Source organism: Gordonia malaquae (assembly GCF_037148075.1).
GTDB lineage: Bacteria > Actinomycetota > Actinomycetes > Mycobacteriales > Mycobacteriaceae > Gordonia > Gordonia malaquae.
In genome coordinates this window covers 35165-53971 of sequence record NZ_JBBCUB010000004.1, presented here as the reverse complement: position 1 = coordinate 53971, position 18807 = coordinate 35165, and the positions used below count along the sequence as shown (strand labels likewise).

The 18807-nt window shown below is 67.3% G+C and carries 15 protein-coding genes and 1 tRNA gene; 11 read left to right on the top strand and 5 right to left on the bottom strand.

From position 1 onward, the window contains the following. Window positions 1–52: 52 nt before the first annotated feature. Both WFK36_RS14720 and WFK36_RS14715 read right to left on the bottom strand, forming a co-directional pair. On the bottom strand, window positions 53–3667 hold the full coding sequence (locus WFK36_RS14720) for an ABC transporter ATP-binding protein (protein ID WP_419717504.1): 3615 nt from the start codon (window positions 3665–3667) through the stop codon (window positions 53–55). Beyond that, on the bottom strand, window positions 3664–4497 hold the full coding sequence (locus WFK36_RS14715) for a hypothetical protein (protein ID WP_336792586.1): 834 nt from the start codon (window positions 4495–4497) through the stop codon (window positions 3664–3666). Before WFK36_RS14715 ends, WFK36_RS14720 begins: the two co-directional genes overlap by 4 nt. 156 nt (window positions 4498–4653) lie before the next feature. Between WFK36_RS14715 and WFK36_RS14710 the strand changes: the two genes are divergently transcribed. Next, window positions 4654–6147, top strand: coding sequence for a DHA2 family efflux MFS transporter permease subunit (locus tag WFK36_RS14710; protein WP_336792585.1), 1494 nt, complete (start codon window positions 4654–4656; stop codon window positions 6145–6147). Here the strand turns inward: WFK36_RS14710 and WFK36_RS14705 are convergent. Next, entirely contained in the window at window positions 6139–6804 is a 666-nt protein-coding gene (locus WFK36_RS14705) for a TetR/AcrR family transcriptional regulator (protein WP_336792584.1), read from the bottom strand. The genes WFK36_RS14710 and WFK36_RS14705 overlap by 9 nt on opposite strands. Window positions 6805–6929: 125 nt before the next feature. Here WFK36_RS14705 and WFK36_RS14700 point away from each other — a divergent pair, with 125 nt between their 5' ends. The 4 genes from WFK36_RS14700 (at window position 6930) to WFK36_RS14685 (ending at window position 12176) form a co-directional block, all read left to right on the top strand. After that, window positions 6930–8099 (top strand): serine hydrolase domain-containing protein, encoded by a 1170-nt coding sequence (locus tag WFK36_RS14700; protein WP_336792583.1) that lies wholly within the window; start codon window positions 6930–6932, stop codon window positions 8097–8099. 83 nt (window positions 8100–8182) lie between these two features. Beyond that, window positions 8183–9448 (top strand): metallophosphoesterase family protein, encoded by a 1266-nt coding sequence (locus WFK36_RS14695; RefSeq protein WP_336792582.1) that lies wholly within the window; start codon window positions 8183–8185, stop codon window positions 9446–9448. Further along, entirely contained in the window at window positions 9445–12036 is a 2592-nt protein-coding gene (locus tag WFK36_RS14690) for an AAA family ATPase (protein WP_336792581.1), read from the top strand. Before WFK36_RS14695 ends, WFK36_RS14690 begins: the two co-directional genes overlap by 4 nt. Before the next feature lie 67 nt (window positions 12037–12103). After that, window positions 12104–12176 (top strand) — tRNA-Arg (locus WFK36_RS14685). A 141-nt stretch (window positions 12177–12317) separates the two neighbouring features. Here WFK36_RS14685 and WFK36_RS14680 read toward each other — a convergent pair. After that, window positions 12318–12686 carry a VOC family protein gene (locus tag WFK36_RS14680; protein ID WP_336792580.1) on the bottom strand — a complete coding sequence of 123 codons (369 nt, stop codon included), beginning with the start codon at window positions 12684–12686 and terminating at the stop codon, window positions 12318–12320. Window positions 12687–12868: 182 nt separating this feature from the next. Between WFK36_RS14680 and WFK36_RS14675 the strand changes: the two genes are divergently transcribed. From WFK36_RS14675 to WFK36_RS14655, 5 genes are read left to right on the top strand one after another with little or no spacing between them, the layout of a single operon-like run. Further along, window positions 12869–13909, top strand: a complete 1041-nt coding sequence (locus WFK36_RS14675; RefSeq protein ID WP_336792579.1) for an NAD(P)/FAD-dependent oxidoreductase — start codon at window positions 12869–12871, stop codon at window positions 13907–13909. Then, the gene (locus WFK36_RS14670) at window positions 13906–14766 is read left to right on the top strand and encodes an RNA polymerase sigma-70 factor (RefSeq protein ID WP_336792577.1); all 861 of its coding nucleotides are present in this window, start codon (window positions 13906–13908) and stop codon (window positions 14764–14766) included. Before WFK36_RS14675 ends, WFK36_RS14670 begins: the two co-directional genes overlap by 4 nt. Window positions 14767–14800: 34 nt before the next feature. After that, window positions 14801–15631 (top strand): shikimate 5-dehydrogenase, encoded by an 831-nt coding sequence (locus WFK36_RS14665; RefSeq protein WP_336792576.1) that lies wholly within the window; start codon window positions 14801–14803, stop codon window positions 15629–15631. A gap of 9 nt (window positions 15632–15640) precedes the next feature. Further along, window positions 15641–16027, top strand: a complete 387-nt coding sequence (locus WFK36_RS14660) for a DUF1304 domain-containing protein (RefSeq protein ID WP_008381532.1) — start codon at window positions 15641–15643, stop codon at window positions 16025–16027. Next, window positions 16024–16710 (top strand): haloacid dehalogenase type II, encoded by a 687-nt coding sequence (locus WFK36_RS14655; protein ID WP_336792575.1) that lies wholly within the window; start codon window positions 16024–16026, stop codon window positions 16708–16710. The genes WFK36_RS14660 and WFK36_RS14655 overlap by 4 nt, the downstream gene beginning before the upstream one ends. 12 nt (window positions 16711–16722) lie before the next feature. Here WFK36_RS14655 and WFK36_RS14650 read toward each other — a convergent pair whose 3' ends face one another. Then, the gene (locus WFK36_RS14650) at window positions 16723–17322 is read right to left on the bottom strand and encodes a maleylpyruvate isomerase family mycothiol-dependent enzyme (RefSeq protein ID WP_336792574.1); all 600 of its coding nucleotides are present in this window, start codon (window positions 17320–17322) and stop codon (window positions 16723–16725) included. Between the two features lie 116 nt (window positions 17323–17438). Here WFK36_RS14650 and WFK36_RS14645 point away from each other — a divergent pair, with 116 nt between their 5' ends. Continuing rightward, window positions 17439–18794: a hypothetical protein gene (locus WFK36_RS14645; RefSeq protein WP_336792573.1), complete on the top strand. Its 1356-nt coding sequence runs from the start codon at window positions 17439–17441 to the stop codon at window positions 18792–18794. Window positions 18795–18807: the final 13 nt, after the last annotated feature.

Sequence of the window (18807 nt, the reverse complement as noted above, 5' to 3'; positions counted from 1 at the left end):
GACCGCGTCGCCGCCGTAGTGTTCATCGTGACGTTCGCGCTGAATACAACTTTCATGTGGCGGAAATCATACGATCTCCGGCATCCCAGAGGCGGCGGTATGGCCCGTGAGCGCCGTACAGCTCGGCGTGAGCGCCGAACTCGACGATGCGGCCGTCGTCGACCACCGCGATGGCGTCCGCCCGGGCGGCGGTGCCGAGGCGATGCGCGACGATGACGGTGGTCCGCCGCTGGGCGAGGGCCGCCCCCGCGGCGAGCACGTGGGCCTCCGTCGCCTGATCGAGTGTCGCGGTCGCCTCGTCGAGGAGAACCAGATCGGGTTCGACGATCTCGGCCCGCGCGAGCGCTATCAATTGCCGTTGGCCGGACGACAGACTCCGTCCGCGCTCGCTGACGGTGAACTCCATGCCGCCGGGCAGACCGGCGATCATCGTCGCCGCGCCGACTCGACGGGCCGCGTCGGCGATCTGTTCGCGGGTCGCGTCGGGCCGCCCGTAGGCGATGTTCTCGGCGACGGTGCCCGCGAACAGATGCGGCTCTTGCGGGACCACGCCGAGCCGTGATCGGTATCGGCGCAGAGTCACGTCGCGGAGGTCGCGGCCGTCGACGGCCACGGTCCCCGACGTCGGATCGTAGAAGCGGGCGAGCAGCTTGACGACAGTCGACTTGCCTGCACCCGTCGCCCCGACGAGTGCGAGCGAGGTGCCCGCGGGAATGTGCAGGTCGACGTCGGTGAGTGCATTGCGCGACGCTTCGCTGTATGCGAAGTCGACGCCGGTGAGACACACGTCGCCGTCGAAGGCGACCGGCCCGGTGTCGGCGACGTCAACGATCGACGACCTCGTGGTCACGAGGTCGCGGATTCGGCGCAGGCCCACGGCGGCCTGCTGGTAACCGTCGAACACCTGGGTCAGCTGCTGAACCGGACCGAACAGCATCGCGAGGTACAGCACAAACGCGACGAGTGTTGCCGGATGCAGGTCGCCTCGCGCGATCTGGTGCGCGCCGACTCCGACGGCGATGGCCGTCGCGAGGTCCGCGCAGAACGTGATGAACGGAAAGTATGTCGCGACAGCTCGCTGTGAGGTCATGCGTGCCGAGTACCAGGCGTCCGACCGTGCGCCGAACGCCGCCGTTGCGACGGCGACGTGACGGTATCCGCGTGTGGTGGACAGCCCGGCGATGTTCTCTTGGAAGTCGGCGTTGACTGCGGAGATCAACTCCCGAGCACGGGTGTACGACGTTGACGAGATCCGGCGGAACACGATCGTCGCGACGATCAGGATCGGGAAGATCGGCAGCACGGCCAGGGCCACTCGCCAATCGGTCAGGAGCAGCGCGGCGAGGACGCCCGCGAGCGTCAGGACGGACACGACCGCCGACGACATGCCGGTCTGTAAGAACCCGGACAACGCGTCGACGTCGGTCGTCATGCGCGTCATGATGCGCCCGGAGAGTTCCCGCTCGTAGTAGTCCAGACCGAGCCGCTGTAGATGGGCGTAACTGCGCACGCGCAGCGAGAACAAGACACGTTCACCCGCTCGCGCGGCGAGGACGGTGTTCATCCGTGACGCGACCCACGACACGGCGATCAGCCCGAGGCCGACGGCTGTGACGGCGACGATCACCCCGGTGTCGTCGGCCGCCAGCACTCGCTGCGCCAACGTCGGGAACGCCAGGCCCACCAGGGTGTCGACACCGATCGTCACCACGACGGCGGCGAGCAGCAGGCGAACCGGCCGAACGATCTGTCCGAGGCCGAACTCCGGCCGTTCCCGTCGGGCGGAGTCGACGTCGATGTTCGGTTCCTCGGTGGCCGGCGGAAGTGAAGCGAGCGCATCGGCCAGGGCAGGGGACGCGGCAGCGGTGCCGAGCACTCCGGCGGCACCGGTCTGGGCGACACCGGGCCACAGACTCTCGAGCGTCTCCGGCGCCGCGGCGGCCTCATCGTCGGTCGTCGACATCAGGCGCGAGAACTCGGGACTGCGGGCGGCCAACTCTGCGGTGGTGCCGATGTCGACGATCCGACCGTGCGAGAGGACCGCCACGCGGTCTGCGATGGACAGCGTCGACGCGCGATGCGCCAGGACCAACATCGTCGAACCCTGCTCGCGGAGACGGCTGAGGATGCGTGACTCGGTTGCGGCGTCCACAGCGGACGTGGCGTCGTCGAGCACAAGGATCGGAGTGCGAGCGTGCAGCGCCCGGGCCAGCGCCACCCGCTGTCGCTGGCCACCGGACAGTGTGAGCCCTCGTTCACCGACGCGAGTGTCGTATCCGTCGGTGAACGACTCCGCGAAGTCGGCGGCCGCGGCTCGAGCTGCCTCCTCGACGGCCGGACGGTTGAGATCGGCTCGGTCACCGAGGCCGATGTTCGCCGCGATCGAGTCGGAGTACAGGAACGGTTCGTCGTCGACCGCCGCGACAGCACTGTGGAGCACATCGGGAGCGAGGTCTGACACGTCGACGCGGCTGTCGGCTCCGACGATCGTCACGGTGCCCGACTGAGGTCGGTAGACGCCGCTGAGCAGATCGGCGAGGGTCGACTTTCCCGAGCCGGGCCCACCGATCACCGCGACGCATTCGCCGGGCTCGATCGTCAGCGACAGCCCGTCGAGGATGCGACGACGATCGTGAGCGAACGTCACGTCGTCGAACCGGATGCCCAGCGGCCCCATCGGAAGTGGGCTGTGCGAAGAGTACGCGTCGTCACGCGGGTGGTCGATCACGTCGAACACTCGGGTGGCCGACGAGGCCGCGAGCTGAGCGTTCACGACCAGGTTGGTGAGAACGCGGGCGAGCCCGGTCATGGTCGCGAGATAGGTGGAGAACGCCAGGAAGGTGCCCGCGGTGATGTCGCCGCGGGCAGTGAGCCATCCGCCGAGGCCGATGACGCCGATCATCCCGACCTGGGGAATCGACGTCATGGTCGGTGTGAACCACGCGGCCAGGCGCGCCGCACGCAGCTTCTTCCGATACAGCCGAGTGCCGAGGTCGGCGAGCCGATCGGTTGCTCGATCCTCTTGCCCGAAGCCCTTCACCACCCGGACGCCGGTGACCGTCTCCTCCACGTGGCTCGCGACGTCGGCGGCGGCCTGCTGCGCCGACCAGGTGGCGGCGAACATCCGCTTTCGGCTGACGTACACGAGAAGGACGAGCAGCGGGATCGTCCCGACCGCCACAAGAGTGAGGACGGGGGAGAGGAACGCCATGACGGCGAACGCGAGCACCGCTTGCACCGCACCGCCGATCGCCAGCGGAGTCATCGCGAGAAGTCCTTGCACCACCTGAAGGTCGCTGATCGACCGTGACACGATCTGACCCGTCCGGATGGTGTCCCGCGACGGGCCGTCGAGGTGCAGCAGGGTGTCGAAGATCCGCCTCCGCAGGCGGTCCTGGACGCCGACTGCAAGCGCACCCGCAGTCATCCGTCGTCCGAACTGGCAGGCGTACCGGATCACGGCTGCCGACACGAGCGCCACGACGATCGTGCTCAGCGCGATCGCCGGGGCGCCCGGGTCTCCGGTGGCGACGTCGATCGCGGCTTTGACCAGCAGCGGAGCTGCCAGATCGACGGCGACCGCCCCGAGCGTCACGGTCAGGGTTGCGGCGGCGAGACCGCGGCGTCGAACACATTCGGCGCCGAGTGACGCGATCCAGCCGCTCAGTTGGACCCCTGCGCGGTGTCTCGCGGGCTCGATGCCAGACGCTTGCGGCGCCCCGACGACGGCGTCGCCAGGCTGCCTTCGATGACGGAGGCGCCGTCGTGCCAGAAGGTCGGTGGAGTGCCGAACGCCTCACGTGCGTTGCGGACCACCGCGCTGCCGAGTGCGCGGTTGCCGACACCGCCGATCACGGCACCGATGCCGCCGGGCAGCACCTTGCCGAACATCACCGGGGCCTTGCCGAGGGTGAACTTCTTGACGAAGCGGTTGGTGAGCGTCTTGTTGATCGTTGCCAGATTGACTCCGGGGATTCCCGGCACGTTGAGCTGCGTCATGGCCGACTTGCTGCGCGCGCCGATCGCCTTGCCGATCACGGCGGTGCCTTCCTCGCCGAGAGCGACGCCGAGGACCAGCATCCGTCGACGTTCGGTGTCGGCGGGGCTGATTCCGTGCACCTCCGCTACCGCGAGGGCGAGCAGGGCCGACGCCTCGATGAAGAAGGCCGTCTCCGCGGACATCGCGCCGATCGCGGTCACGGTGCCGACACCCGGGACGGCGGCCGCGGCGCCGACGGCGCCACCCGACGCGGTCACGGTGTTGATGTACTGCTTCTCGAGCCGTCGGATGATCTGCTCGGGCGTCTCGTCGGGGTGGCGACGTCGAATGCTCGCCACGTACTTGGTGACCGCAGGTTGCTGGAGGCGCTGAGCCTTGTCGACGAGCGTGCTCACGATGAAGCCGGATGATTTGCCACGCGGCACCTCGACGGACCCGTCGAGCTGAGCCGAAGGTGCGGGAGCGAGCTGGGGAGCGGACTGCTTCTTACCGAACATGTCGTTTCTCCGTTCTGTGCGGCAGTTGGGCCGGCGGTTCGGAGCGAACCACCTTCGTTCAACCACGTCCTGGCGCCATTATTCCCGTCCGTCGGGTGTCGGTGAACGGTGATAACCTTCACTGCTGTTCCGGCCATACCACAGGGGGAGTCAGATATGTCAGTTCCAGGCGGATCGGCTTTCAAGCCGGTCACGGACCGTCCATGGGCGGCACTGATGGCGTTGTGCATCGGCTTCTTCATGATCCTCGTGGACATGTCGATCGTGGCCGTCGCGCAGCCCCAGATCAAGGATGCGCTCGACGCGAGCGTCAGTGGAATCGTGTGGGTGACCAGCGCATACCTGCTGACCTACGCCGTGCCGCTGCTGATCGCAGGCCGGCTCGGAGACAAGATCGGACCGAAGAAGGTGTACCAGGCGGGTCTGCTGGTGTTCACCCTCGCGAGTCTCTGGTGCGGGCTGGCCGACTCGATCGGCGAGCTGATTGTCGCCCGCGGCGTGCAGGGATTGGGCGCAGCTCTCATCACGCCTCAGACGATGGCGTTGATCACGCGCATTTTCCCGCCTGAGCGTCGCGGTGCCGCGATGGGTGTCTGGGGAACCGTCGCGGGCGTCGCCACCCTCGTCGGCCCGCTGCTTGGCGGAATCCTCACCGACTCGTTCGGCTGGGAGTGGATCTTCTTCGTGAACTTGCCGGTCGGTCTGATCGGCCTGGTTCTGGCGCAGATGCTGGTGCCCGACGTCGAGACGCACGACCACAAGTTCGACTGGATCGGAGTGATCCTGTCCGCTGCGGGACTCACGGCCATCGTGTTCGGCATTCAAGAGGGTGAGAGCTACGACTGGGCCGCATGGATCTGGAGCCTTATCGGGGGCGGCATCGTCTTCATGGTGTTGTTCGTGTTGTGGGAGAGCAAGATGCGCGCCGAACCGCTGGTGCCGCTGAGTCTCTTCCGCAACCGCAACTTCACGCTGTCGAACATCGGAATCATGTCGATGGGCTTCGCAGTCTCCGGTTCGATGATCCCGATCATGTTCTTCCTGCAGCTCGTCGGCGGGATGTCGCCGACCCGATCCGCGCTGGTCATGGTCCCCATGGCGGTCCTGACGGGCATTCTCGCGCCGATCGTCGGCCGGATCCTCGATCGGGTGCATCCCAGTCTGATCGTCGCGACCGGACTGCTCGGATACGCGATCGCCACTGCGTGGGCCGGCTTCGTGTTCCATCCGGAGACGCCGGTCTGGCTCCTGCTGCTGCCGACGATGCTCATGGGCGTCTCGAGCGCCGGCATCTGGGCGCCCCTCGCCGCGACGGCCACCCGGGACCTTCCATGGCATCAAGCGGGCGCCGGTGCGGGCGTCTACAACACGACACGAGTCGTCGGGTCGGTCATCGGTTCGTCGGCGATCGGTGCGTTGATGATGTCGCGTCTCGCGGCCAACGTCCCCGGCGCGGACTTCGACCACAGTGAAGGCGGCGCGACCGGGCAACTCCCCGAGATGATCCGCGGCGGATTCGCCGACGCGATGGGCCAGTCGATCTATTTGGCCGCGGGCATGCTGGTCATCGGCTTCGTCGCGACGCTCTTCCTCAAGCGGCCCGCTCACCAGGGCGCGCCCGCCCCGGCGAAGGACTCTCTGTCAGCGTGAGGCGCGGACTTCGATCGCGTCGATGAACAGGCCTAGTGCGACTTCGAACTGGTCTTGGTCGTCGACGTCCGGGAGATGCTCCGCGACAGACGCCAGGTTGGGGAAACGATCTGGGTCCACAGACTGGTACTCGCGACTCCACGCGAGGCGGTCGGCAGCGAGATCATCGGCCGGCAGGGTGGCGATGGCCGCCTCGAGAGCCGCGTACGAGAGAGCCACGTCGACGAGCGCGCGGTAGTACGACGCTGCCTCGGCGCCCTCGATTCCGGCGGACAGCAACGCCCCGATGACGAGGTCGGCCCCGGCGAACTCGGCCTCGCTGCGGACGGTTCGCCCCGCGACGGCCACCGCCACGTGGGGATGCGTCCGGCAGGCGTTGCGCACGCTGTGGCCGAGCACGCGGAGGGTCTCGCGCCAATCGTTCGAGGGCTCGATCGCGCCCACTGCCTCCCGGAGCAGGCGGTCGGCGAGTGCGAGGAGCAGGTCGTTCTTGTTCCGGAAATGCCGGAGCACAGCGGTGTGGTCGACGTCGAGGGTTCGGCCGAGGCTGCGGAAGGTCAGCGCGTCCGCGCCGTCGGAGTCCATGATCGCAACTGCCGCGTCGATCACCCGGTCGCGTGTCAGTCGGGGGCGCGGGGCGTCTGGAGTAGTCGGCACACCGGTGATCCTACGTGCCGCGGCTGTGTCGTTTCGGTGATGTCACCACTGTTGACAACTGTGGTGACAAGATGGTTGCATTCGAGTCGTTCCACTCGAGCAGATCCCTCCCAAGGAGCTCACCCGTGCTCATTCGTCATCGCGCCGCAGCCGTCGCTGCAACGGTCGCCGTTTCTCTCGGTCTCGTCGCAGCGCCGGCCGGCGCGGTGCCGGAGCCGGAGTCGCTCCCCGTTCTGCCTCACGTGATCTTCTACAAGACGACGACCATGGCGCCGTCGTCGACTCCCGTCGAACTCCCGAGGGTCCCCGGACGACTCGACGCGACGTATCGCTACCAGGGCAAGACGCGGACCTTCGACGACTACCTTCGTCGCACGTCCGCACGCGCGCTCGTCGTGCTCCACGACGGCAAGATCCTCGACGAGCGCTACTTCGCCGGCTACACGATGAACAGTCACTTCAACTCGTGGTCGGTCGGCAAGTCGATCACCTCGACGGCAGTCGGCATCGCGGTCGGCAAGGGCCTCATCGAATCGGTCGACGATCCGATCACGAAGTACCTCCCGGAGCTGAGGCGCTCCGGATACGACGGCGTGCCGATCAAGCACATCCTGCAGATGTCGTCCGGTCAGAGGTACGACGAGTCGGACTACGCGAACGTCACCGACGGGGCGACCGGTACCACGATCCGGATGGTGCTCGGGCAGCCGCTGATCGATCAGGCCCGTCAGTCGGTCCGGAGGATGCCGTCGGGCAAGAAGTTCAACTACGCCTCGCTCGACACATTTGTCCTCGGCCGCCTCGTGACCAAGACCAGTGGTCAGCCGCTCGCCGCATTCGTGCAGAACAACATCTGGAAGCCTGCCGGGATGAAGAACCCGACGCCGGTCGGTGAGGACTACTACGGTTCGGCGATCGCGTACGCCTCTTATCACGCGACCACCCGCGACTTCGCACGCTTCGGCCAGTTGTTCGTGAACGGCGGTGTGGTGAACGGTCGCCAGGTGGTGCCCGCCGCATGGGTGAAGGAGGCGACGTCGGCGCAGTCGGCGCAGGTCGCGAACGGTGAGCTGTACGACGGATCGGTGTACGGCTACGGCTACCAGTGGTGGCTCGGCGACGGTGACCGAGGCGACTTCCTGGCCGTCGGAATTCTCGGCCAGTACGTGTACGTCTCGCCTCGCGACAACGTCGTGATCGCGCAGAACAGTGAGGATCTGCAGGCCGACACAAATATGGAAGAGGCGCTGCCCGCGTTCCGCGCGATGGCCGATCGGATCACTTCTCGCGACTGACCGCGCGCCGGAATCGGGAATTGTCAGACCCCGCTCGTAGTATTTCAGGCGAGTCGATCGCTGAGATCAGAAGAGGGGGAGCGGTGAGCCAGTCGATGTACGAGATGGAGCCTCTCTTCGAGCTTGATCTCCCCGAGCCCGCCCCTGCCCCGACAAGGAAGAAGGCGACGCCGAAGCGCCGAGTGGAGTCTGCTCCACCTGCTCCGGCCGTCGATCCAGAAGTCACGTTCCTTCACACCGCCGACTGGCAGCTCGGGATGACTCGTCGCTTCCTCTCGGGCGAGTCCCAGCACACGTATGCCGCGGCCCGCGACGCCGCCGTCGTACGCATCGGTGAGGTGGCCGCGGAGACCGGCGCAGAGTTCGTCGTGGTCTGCGGCGATGTGTTCGACGATCCTCGAGTCTCCACCCGCATCATCCGCAGGACGCTTGATTCGCTCGGGGACTATCTGGTCCCCGTCTACCTGCTGCCCGGCAACCACGACCCACTCGACGCGACAAGCGTGTACACGTCGGCGGAGTTCGTGCGTGCGTGCCCGGAGAACGTCCACGTTCTCGACAATCCGGGGGTGATCCGCATCCGCGAAGGTGTGAGCATCGTTGCGGTGCCGTGGCACACCAAACACCCGTCGTCCGATCTGATCGCCGACCAGCTGGCCGCCCTCGGACCGTCGGACGACATCCGGATCGTCGTCGGCCACGGCGGTATGGACAGCCTCAGTCCCAATCCGGATCCGTCGATCGTCGCCAGTGCAGGCGTCGACGCCGCGACCACGGAGGGGCTCGTCGACTACGTCGCCCTCGGCGACCGTCACTCTGTCACGTCCGTCGGCAAAACTGGGCGGGTCTGGTATTCGGGCGCACCAGAGGTCACGGCGTTCGACAACGTGGAGACCGAGCCCGGCCACGTGCTGCAGGTGACCCTGCGGCGAGGCGGGGAGCGGTCGATCGACGTTCAGCGGCACCGCGTCGGCCGGTGGGCGTTCCGCACGCTGACCCAGGACATGAACTCGATCGCCGACGTCGACCGGCTGCGGGCGACGCTCAGCGCGATCACCGACAAGCCTCAGACTGCGGTGCAACTCGGTCTCGTCGGCACGCTGACCGTGGCGGAGAACGTCGCTCTGGACGAACTGTTCGACGAGTTCGGCGACCGTTTCGCGGCGTTGACGACCTGGGATCGCGAACATCACCTCGTCGTGACGTCCGACGACGCCGATCTCGACAGCCTCGACCTGCAGGGATACGCCGCGCTGGCGGCGGCGGAGATCGCCGACAGGGCGACCGACGAACCCGAGGCGCGATCGGCGCTGTCGTTGCTCTTGCGCCTGGCGGGGAGTCGAGCGTGAGGGTCCACCGGCTGAAGGTCGTGAACTTCCGCGGCGTCGTCGAGCGGGACGTCGAGTTCGCCGACACCGGCGTCACGGTGATCGAAGGCGAGAACGAGGCGGGCAAGTCGTCGATGGTCGAGGCACTCGACCTGCTGCTGACGACGCGCGACAAGAGCAGCAAGGCGAGCGTGCGGGCCGTGCAGCCGTCCGGCCGCGACGTCGGCAGCGAAGTGACTGCCGAGATCTCTTGTGGGCCATGGCGTTTCGAGTACTTCAAACGTTTCAACAAAGCGCCCGAGACGTCTCTGACAATCCTGGAGCCGAAACCCGAACAGTTGACCGGCAGAGCGGCCCACGAGCGTGTCGAGCAGATCCTCGATGCGTCACTCGACCGCACGCTGTACCGGGCATTGAGTCTGCTGCAGTCGACTGATCCTGAGTTGGGGGCGCTGACGGACAGTTCCGCGTTGTCCAGGGCTCTCGACCGTGCGGCGGGGGACGTCGACGTGGATCAGGCCGGGGAGAGCCTGCAGACGCAAGACCTCCTCGCTGCAGTCACAGCCGAATACCAGCGTTACTTCACTGCGGCGCAGGGCAGGCCGACCGGGGAGTTGTTGGCTGCCGAGCGGGCGGCCGCGGAGGCGTCGAGTGCGGTCGCGGAACGGGAACGGATCCTCGCCACCGTTCAGGAGGCGACGGACCGACTGCCCGGTGTCGCCGCCGCCATCGCCGAATACGCAGAGTTGGAGTCCGAGCAACGCGTCGAAGTGGCCAGGCTGGCTGCCGAGGTCGCCCAGGCCGACGCTGTTGTGGAGAAGCTCGACAAGTCGAAGGCCGTCGTCGCTCAGCGGCAGGCCGAGGCAGCCGCAGCCGCGAAGGCGGTCACCGAACGCAAAGACCTTCGCGCGCGTCTCGGACAGGCGGAGTCGGACGTCGCATCCGGGCGTGCCGCTGTCGAGTCGTCGCGGAATGATGCCCGTGTGGCCGCCGAGCGCGCCGAAGAGCTCGGCATCGAGGCGACGGCGGCACAGGAGCGGCTGGCGGCCCTGCGTGAGCGAATAGTCACAGCCGAGGCTGCAGAAGTCGTCGCGCGCGACCGCCGTCGTCGTGCCGAGCTCGATGCGACCCTCGCCGAGGCGGCGCGACTGCAAGCTGAGCTGTCCGGTGCGGTGAAGGTTGCGGCCGACTATGTCGCGACCGATGCCGATGCGTCGCGCGCAGTCGACTTGGACCGCGCGATCGCTGCAGCTCAAGCGCGTGTCGACGCCGGAGCCCCGACCGTGATCGTCACCCCTCTCGGCGGTGGCGTGACCGTCGACGGGGAGGCAGTCACCGACGAGATCACTGTGAAAGCTGGGCGAGCGTTGTCTGTCGACGCGACTGACGTCCGCGTGCGCGTGGTGCCGGGCACCGACGCGCAGGCGTCGGCCGACGAACTCGAAGCGCTGCGCGACGAGGCGACCGCACTCGTCGACCGATGTGGTGTCGAGCGACTGTCGGACGTGGTCCCGGCCGCAGCACGACGCACCGAGGCGCTCGGCCGGATCCGCGAGGTGGAAAGAGCGCTTCGGAGAGAACTCGGTGAGCACAGCGTCGATGACCTGACGTCCGAGCGGGCCGCGGTCGACGCGCGGATTCCGGACGTCGAGCCGGGCGAGGTCGACGACCTCGGCGCGCTGCGTGTCCGTGAGCGCGACGCGGCGAATGCCTGTTCCGCAGCCGAACGGGCTCGCGATGTGGAGTCGGCGCGAGTGCGCGAGCATTCCAGTCGCGCTGAGGTGTGGGAGACCTCCGGTCAACGGGCAGCCCAGACGGTGGTCGCCCTGCGGGAGGAGATCGTGCGGGCAGTGGCGGATGCGAGCGACGCCGACTTGGTGTCGGCATCGTCGGCCGCGGCGACAGACCTGGAGAACGCACGGGTCGTGGCGTCGAGAATTGCGCTCGACGCCACGCGGATGGACGTCCCTGGCGTGCGTGCACGATTCAACGAGGCGGAAGCGGCGCTGGACCGCACCCGCACGAAGATCGCGGACGAACGCAAGACACAGACGGAACTGACGACCCGACTAGAGGTGTGCAGGAGCGACGGCCGCTTCGACGAACTGTCCGACGCCGTCGCCGAGAACGATGCGGCTGCCGCGTCGCTGCGCCGAGTGACCGACCGCGCGGCCGGTGCGCGGGTGCTTTTCGAGACGCTCCAACGCAAGCGGACCGAGACCCGGGCCAGGTACGTCGACCCGTTCACGCGCCGTCTCGAGGAGTTGGCAGGCCCCGTGTTCGGAGAAGGCGTGCGGTTCGGAGTCGCGGACGACTTCCAGATCCAGACGCGCACCCTCGACGGGGTGACCGTCGACGTCGAATCGCTGTCGGGCGGGGCGCGCGAGCAGCTGGGCCTGCTCGCGCGGCTGGCGTGTGCGTCTCTCATCGACCAGGCCGACGGCGTGCCGGTGATCCTCGACGACGCGCTCGGCTACTCCGACCCCAAACGGCTGTCGTCCATGGCTCAGGTCCTCGGCCATGCCGCAGGCGACTCTCAGATCATCGTCCTGACCTGCACGCCCGACCGCTATCGCGACGTCCGCGATGCGACGCTGATCGCCGTCTGACGCACTGGACCGCCCCCGGTGTTGGGACGCACGGGGCAGGTGCGCTAATGTTGCTCTCGCTTGACCCGCCCCCCTAGCTCAGGGGATAGAGCGTCTGCCTCCGGAGCAGAAGGTCGCAGGTTCGAATCCTGCGGGGGGCACAAGTGTCTGTCCAGCCCACGCCATGTGCGTGGGCTTTTCAGTTGGCCTGGGCGAACTCCCAAACTCAGTACTGAGATGAGTACCCGAGGGCAATATTCCCTCGGGTGTCGATCCCAGTACTGAGTTTGGAGAGATCTGGATCAGAGATACGCCTGCGTGAGCATTTCGAGCAGGTGGCCTGACGGATCCTTGAAGTACACGCGCTTGCCTTCATCGGTGGAGATCTCGCCCGGGCGTGTCATCTGCGGGTCGGCCCAATGTTCCACGGCGAGCGTCGTGAGGGCGTTGTATCCGCGGTCGAATTCGTCGTCGTTCATGAGGAACGCCATGTGAATCGGATCGTTGACCGGCGCAGGAGCGAACTGCAACAACGTGTCGTCGTCGAGCTGAATGTTGATGAACGGGCCCCAGCTCGGAGCGGGGCGCGCGCCGAGAACGGTGAGATAGAAGTCGGCAGACAACGCAGGGTCGTGGGCGCCGATGATGGTGTGATTGAAACTGACTGGCATGGTGAGACTTTCGTCTACGGCACCTCCATGTCTGACGCAGTCCGTCACCGACACGCGATGCTGAGCCCAACGCTATCAGGGCCCGATCATCGTGATGGGCGACATACTGGCGAAGTGTCACAGGCAAGCGCCGACCGGTGTCCCATGTATGTCAACCACCGACGCAAAAGGGAGGCCACACCATGAACATCGTGATCGCAGGGGCCGGATACGCGGGAACCGTCGCGGCGAATCTGTTGGCGCGCAAAGGAAGAGGACTGACGGTCACGGTCGTGAGTCCGCACGCCGAATTCGTCGAGCGCGTCCGGCTGCACCAGGAGATCGCCGGAAGCGGACCGGCGACACGGCCGTTGTCAGAGATGCTCGACAGCCGTGTCGTGCACCGGAAGGCCGCTGTGGAGAAGGTCGGCGACGGCGTCGTCGAGCTGTCCGACGGAACGTCGCTCGACTTCGACCGCATGATCTACGCAGTCGGAAGCTCGGCCGCCGCGCCCGAGGGGACCGTCGCGGTCGGAGACGTCGACCAAGCCCGTGAAGCCGCCCGGCGCCTGCGTGCCCTCCAACAGGGGGCGACGGTGACCGTCGTCGGCGCCGGATTGACTGGTATCGAAGCGGCGTCGGAGATCGCCGAGCAGCGTCCCGACCTGGTGGTTCGGCTCGTCGGTGACCAACTCGGCGCGTCGCTCGGAGATGCTGCGCGGCGCAGAGTCTCCGAGGTGCTGTCGTCGCTGGGCGTCGAGGTGGTCCGCGGCACGTGGACGGCTGTCGACAACTCGGACCTCACACTGTGGGCAGTGGCCGCGCAGGCCGGGGACCTGGCCGCGCGCAGCGGTCTCGACACCGATGAGACGGGCAGGGTGCGAGTCGATCCGCAGCTTCGCAGTACCAGTCACCCGAACGTGTACGCGGTAGGTGACACCGCCGCGGTGGCGGGAACACGCGCCAGCTGTCAGGCCGCGTTGCCGCAGGGCGCGCACGCGGCGAAGAACGTGCTCGCCGAACTCCGAGGCGACGAGCTGAAGCCGTTCTCGATGTCGTTCGTCGGGCAGAACGTGTCCCTCGGACGTCAGAACGCCGTGATTCAGCACGCGCACCGCAACGATGTGCCGACGCGCATCTGGTTCGGAGGTCGGCCGGGCGCGTACTTCAAGGAGCAGGTGTGCAGGTTCGCGGCGACGTCGGCCCGCAAGGGGTCCGCGGTGACGATCCCGGGCCCACGATGACTGACGACTTCGTAGAGCACCGGCCGCTGCTGTTCTCGATCGCGTACGAGATCCTCGGTTCGGTGGCCGACGCCGAGGATGTGGTCTCCGACAGTTGGCTGCGGTGGCGAGACGTCGATCAGGCGAGCGTCGCCAACCCGCGCGCGTACCTGGCGCGGATCGTCACTCGGCAGGCGCTGAACGCGGCGCGGTCGGCGGCCCGGCGGCGTGAAGACTACGTCGGGCCCTGGCTGCCGGAGCCTCTCGAGACGGCGTCCGGCGATGCCCTCGACCACGTTCTGACGGGAGAAGCGGTCACCACCGCGATGCTGCTCGTCCTCGAATCGTTGACGCCGGCCGAACGCGCGGTGTTCGTTCTTCGTGAGGTCTTCGCGTTCGAGTACAGCGAGATCGCGGCGGCCGTCGACAAGTCGGAGCCCGCGGTGAGACAGATCGCCAGTCGCGCTCGAAATCACGTCCGCGCGAGGCGAAGCGCGGCAGTCGCGGAACCGTCACAGGCGCAGTCCGTCGCCGAACAGTTTCTGGCCAGTGCGATCACGGGCGACGTTCAGGGCCTGATGGACGCACTCGCGCCGGGCGCCGTGTTCCTCGGCGACGGCGGCGGGGTGGTCTCGGCCGCACGACGCCCCGTGCACGGAGCCGACCGCGTCGCACGACTCCTCGTCGGTCTGCTCGCGAAGGGGACAGGGATGGGCGAACTCGGGTTCCGGATGACCGTCGTCAACGGGATGCCCGCGGTGATCTCATCGATCGACGGGCTTATCGACAACGTCACGTGCATCGAGGTCGTCGGCGATCGAGTCACCGCGGTGTACGCCGTCCGGAACCCGGCGAAACTGCGGTCGCTCAGCCTTTGAGACGGCAGCACGTAGTCCGCCTACGATCGAAGCCATGAGCGCACCCCACTCCCGAACTCTCGATCGCGACACGGTCCTCTGCGTCTCGCTTGCCGCCCGGCCGTCCAACATCGGGACGCGGTTTCACAACTACCTGTACAACGAGCTCGGCCTCAACTACGTCTACAAGGCGTTCGCGCCCGCCGACATCGAGGCGGCCGTCACCGGGATTCGAGGACTGCCGATCCGCGGTGCGGCTGTGTCGATGCCGTACAAAGAAGCGGTGATTCCGCTGGTCGACGTGGTTGAGAAGTCGGCTGCGGCGATCGACTCGGTGAACACGATCGTGAACGACGACGGCGTCCTCCGGGCGTACAACACCGACTACCAGGCGGTGGCGGACCTGCTCGCTGCGTCGTCGTTCGATCGGACGGCCCCGGTCGCCGTGGCGGGCAGCGGCGGCATGGCGAAGGCGGTTGTCGCCGCACTGCGTGACGAGGGGTTCACCGATGTCACGGTGATCGCGCGGAACGTCGAGGCCGGCGTTGCACTCGCCGCCAAGTACGGATTCGCTCATGCCGCGGAACTGGGTGACGCGCGCCCGACGACGTTGGTGAACGCGACGCCGATCGGAATGGCCGGCGGGCAGGCAGCGGAGGATCTCCCGTTCGCGCAGGAAGCGGTCAATGGCGCGCAGGCCGCGCTCGACGTCGTCGCCATGCCCCCGACCACGCCGCTGGTCCGCGCGCTCCGCGCCCGCGGTGCAGAGGTCATCAGCGGCGACGCGGTCATCGCCGGTCAGGCGGCCGCACAGTTCGCGCTGTACACGGGAATCACTCCGACTCCGGAGCAGGTTCGCGAGGCGTCTGCGTACTCGCGGGCATAGAATCGCCGCATGCTCATCGCAGGTCTCGTCTTCGCCGCCGTCGCGGCCCTCGTCCACGTCTTCATCTTCTATCTCGAATCCATCGCGTGGACGACACCTCGGGCGCGGGCCGTGTTCGGGACCTCAGAGGCGGAGGCGGAGGCGACCAAGCCGCTGGCTCTCAACCAGGGCTTCTACAACCTCTTTCTCGCGATCCTCATCGGCGCGGGCATCGCGGTTATCGCCGCGGGGCAGCAGGCCGTCGGCGCGACGCTGGTCTTCGCGGGTGCCGGAAGCATGGTGGCGGCGGGCATCGTGCTGATCGCGTCGGACCCGTCGAAGACGTCGGCTGCGCTCAAGCAGCTCGTCCCGCCTGCGATCGGTGTGCTGTTGCTGGCGATCGGACTGCTGGCGTGATCAAGGTCCTCGCGTTCGACACCTTCGGGACGGTCGCCGACTGGTACACCGGCGTGTCGACGGCGCTCGCAGAGACGTTCCCCGACCTCGATTCGTCCAAGCTCGCGCTCGACTGGCGACGCACCTACGTGCCGGGTCTGCTCGAGGTCGAGTCGGGTGAACGCCCGTGGACGCTGCTCGACGACCTGCATCGTGAATCGCTCCAGCGTCTGCTCGCCGACTCGTACGGCGTAACTGCGACCGCCGCACAGCTCGACGCGGCGGTCCACGCGTGGCATGTGCTTCCGGGATGGCCGGATTCGTCTGACGGACTGCGCCGGCTCAAGACTCGCTTCACGATCGGGGCACTCAGCAACGGCAATGTCGCACTGCTGACCGAGATGGCGAAGAACGCCGATTTCCCGTGGGACTTCGTCGGTGGGGCCGACCTGTGGCGGCACTACAAGCCTGCAGCCGAGGTCTACCTCGGCGTCGCGGACCTCTTGCAGGTGAGGCCGGAGGAAGTCCTGATGGTCGCCACCCACGTCTCCGACCTCACCGCAGCGCGATCGTTCGGACTTCAGACCGCGTACATCGAGCGGCCCCGCGAGTGGGGCCCGGAGCCCAAGCCCGCCGAGCGCAATCCGCTCGATGAGTTCCACGTATCCGGCATCGATCAGCTTGCAGACGCCCTCGGCTGCTGAGGAGGCCGGGGACTACCCGGCTCCGCGGCCGGAGACAGTCAGCAGCAGGTCGAGGGCGGTTCCCTCGACGTCGCGACCCTCGCCTGACACGTAGTCGCAATCGGTGGCGATCAGGCGCAGTCCTTCGGCGCGCTCGGCTCCTCCGCCCCAGCTGACGGCCGTTTTCAGTTGGTAGTCCAACGCGTCGAGGACGGCGTCCACGGGGTATTCACCGATGAGCCCGAGGGGTCGCCTCACGTCCTCGCCGTGGACGATGGCCTCCACCAACCGGGTGGCGGGCGGCGCCGGGGGAGTGCGTGTCAGGTCGGCAGCCGCACGGAGGTCGGCGACGAGGTCTGCAGGCCGGGGACGGCGGCGACGTCGTACGCCTAGGTCGTTTGCCCGGTCGAAGTCGAAACGCGCGAGAACCATGTCGCGGACGAACGCGAGACGACCCATGTGTGCGGTGTCGACGATGTGCGCGACGACGTCGGCGACATCCCAACCCGGGCACAGCGACTCCGTCTGCCACATCTCGTCGGGGATATCTGCGAGGTCGTCGGCGAGTCGCCGGCGTTCGTCGTGGACCATCGCCCACACATCGCGACGGCTGAGTCTCATCGATGGGCCCATGCCGTCCATTGTCGACCGAACAGACGAATCGTGAAGGTGTTCTCGCAGTCTTGTCGTGTTTGTCGACGTCCGTCGGGTGACCGACCGGTGTGTTCGCCGTCGATACGATGCGACTCGTGAGCACACCCGGGGAAGCAGGCGAAGTGTCGGATGACATGCGGCCGCACACGTTGGTCGTGGGTGCGGTGATGTCGCTCGCGCTGACGGCCGTCATGTCGGCACTGGCGGGATCGGTGACTGCGGCGGATGTCGTCGAGCCGCTTCCGGTGATGGTGTGGCTTCCGGTCACCTCATGCGTGATCTCGGTGCTGGCGCTCCTGGCTGCGGGATGGGACCTCACCGGTCGGGGAGCGGCGCCCGCAGTTCGGGGCGCGGCTGTCCTCGCAGCACTCGCACCCCTGGCTGTCGTGGCGACCGCGGACGGCGACTGGACAGGCGCCCGATTCGTCGACGAGGCAGGTTCGGTCGTCTGGACGCTCACCGCGGTCGTCGCGTCGTCGTCGGCATTGCTCGTGTGGGCGGGGGCCCCGCGTCGAGGACCTCGCGGATCTGTGGGACTCGGAATCGCGATCGGAGCGGGCTGCTCGATGCTCGTCGTTCTGCTCGGGATTGCAGCCGCTGTGCCGTACCTCCAGAAGACGGAGCCGGTGGTTCACGGCGAGGGATCGCAGACATCTGAGCCCGCCGACGTGGGCACGCCCGGATACCGGCTGTCCGTCGAAGGCCCGATCCATGCGGTCGGCCTAGGGTTCGCTCGTGTACGCGGCTCGACCCTAGAGGTGTTCGACGGGCCGGCCGGGACGCCGGTGTGGTCATACGATCTCGGAGAGTTCACAGATGCCGGCCCAACGGTGGTCGTCAGCGCCTCGGTGAACCGGACTCCGACGGTCACCGTCCAGCGAGGACACCTTCTCGCGGTGCTCGACTCGTTCTCGGGCCGGGTCGAAGACACCCGATGGACGGCCGACTCCGCAGTCGACGACGACGCCTCGCACAGCGACCTCGCCTACGACGGCACACAAGTACAGGTGTCGACTCTGCCAGGCGAAGCGGTGACCAGAGCCCTCATCCGCGACCCGCACGGGGTGAGGATCGACGTGTTCACGATTCCGGGCCCCGTCGAAGCGACCGCACAGACCACCGATCGCCGAGTTCTGATCCAGTTCCGGCAACAGGCGCCTCTGATTCGCATCGTCGGATCCCAGACGACGATTCCGGTTGCTCTCGCGTTGGGGTCGGACGGACGCCCGCAGGAGGTCGTCGCGGTCGCATCCCTGCAGGATCGATTTCTCATCGCGACGTACCGCGAGATCTTCACTGTCGATTCGGGCTCGGGCGAGATCGAGGCGACAACGCCCTCCCCGTGCGCGGCGAACGCGACCAATCAGGCGCTGACGGTGGTGCGCGGAGCCGTGATCGTCACCTGTTCCGATGTCGCGACAGGTCGCTCTGAAGTCGTCGGGATGCGATGACCCCCGCCGATTG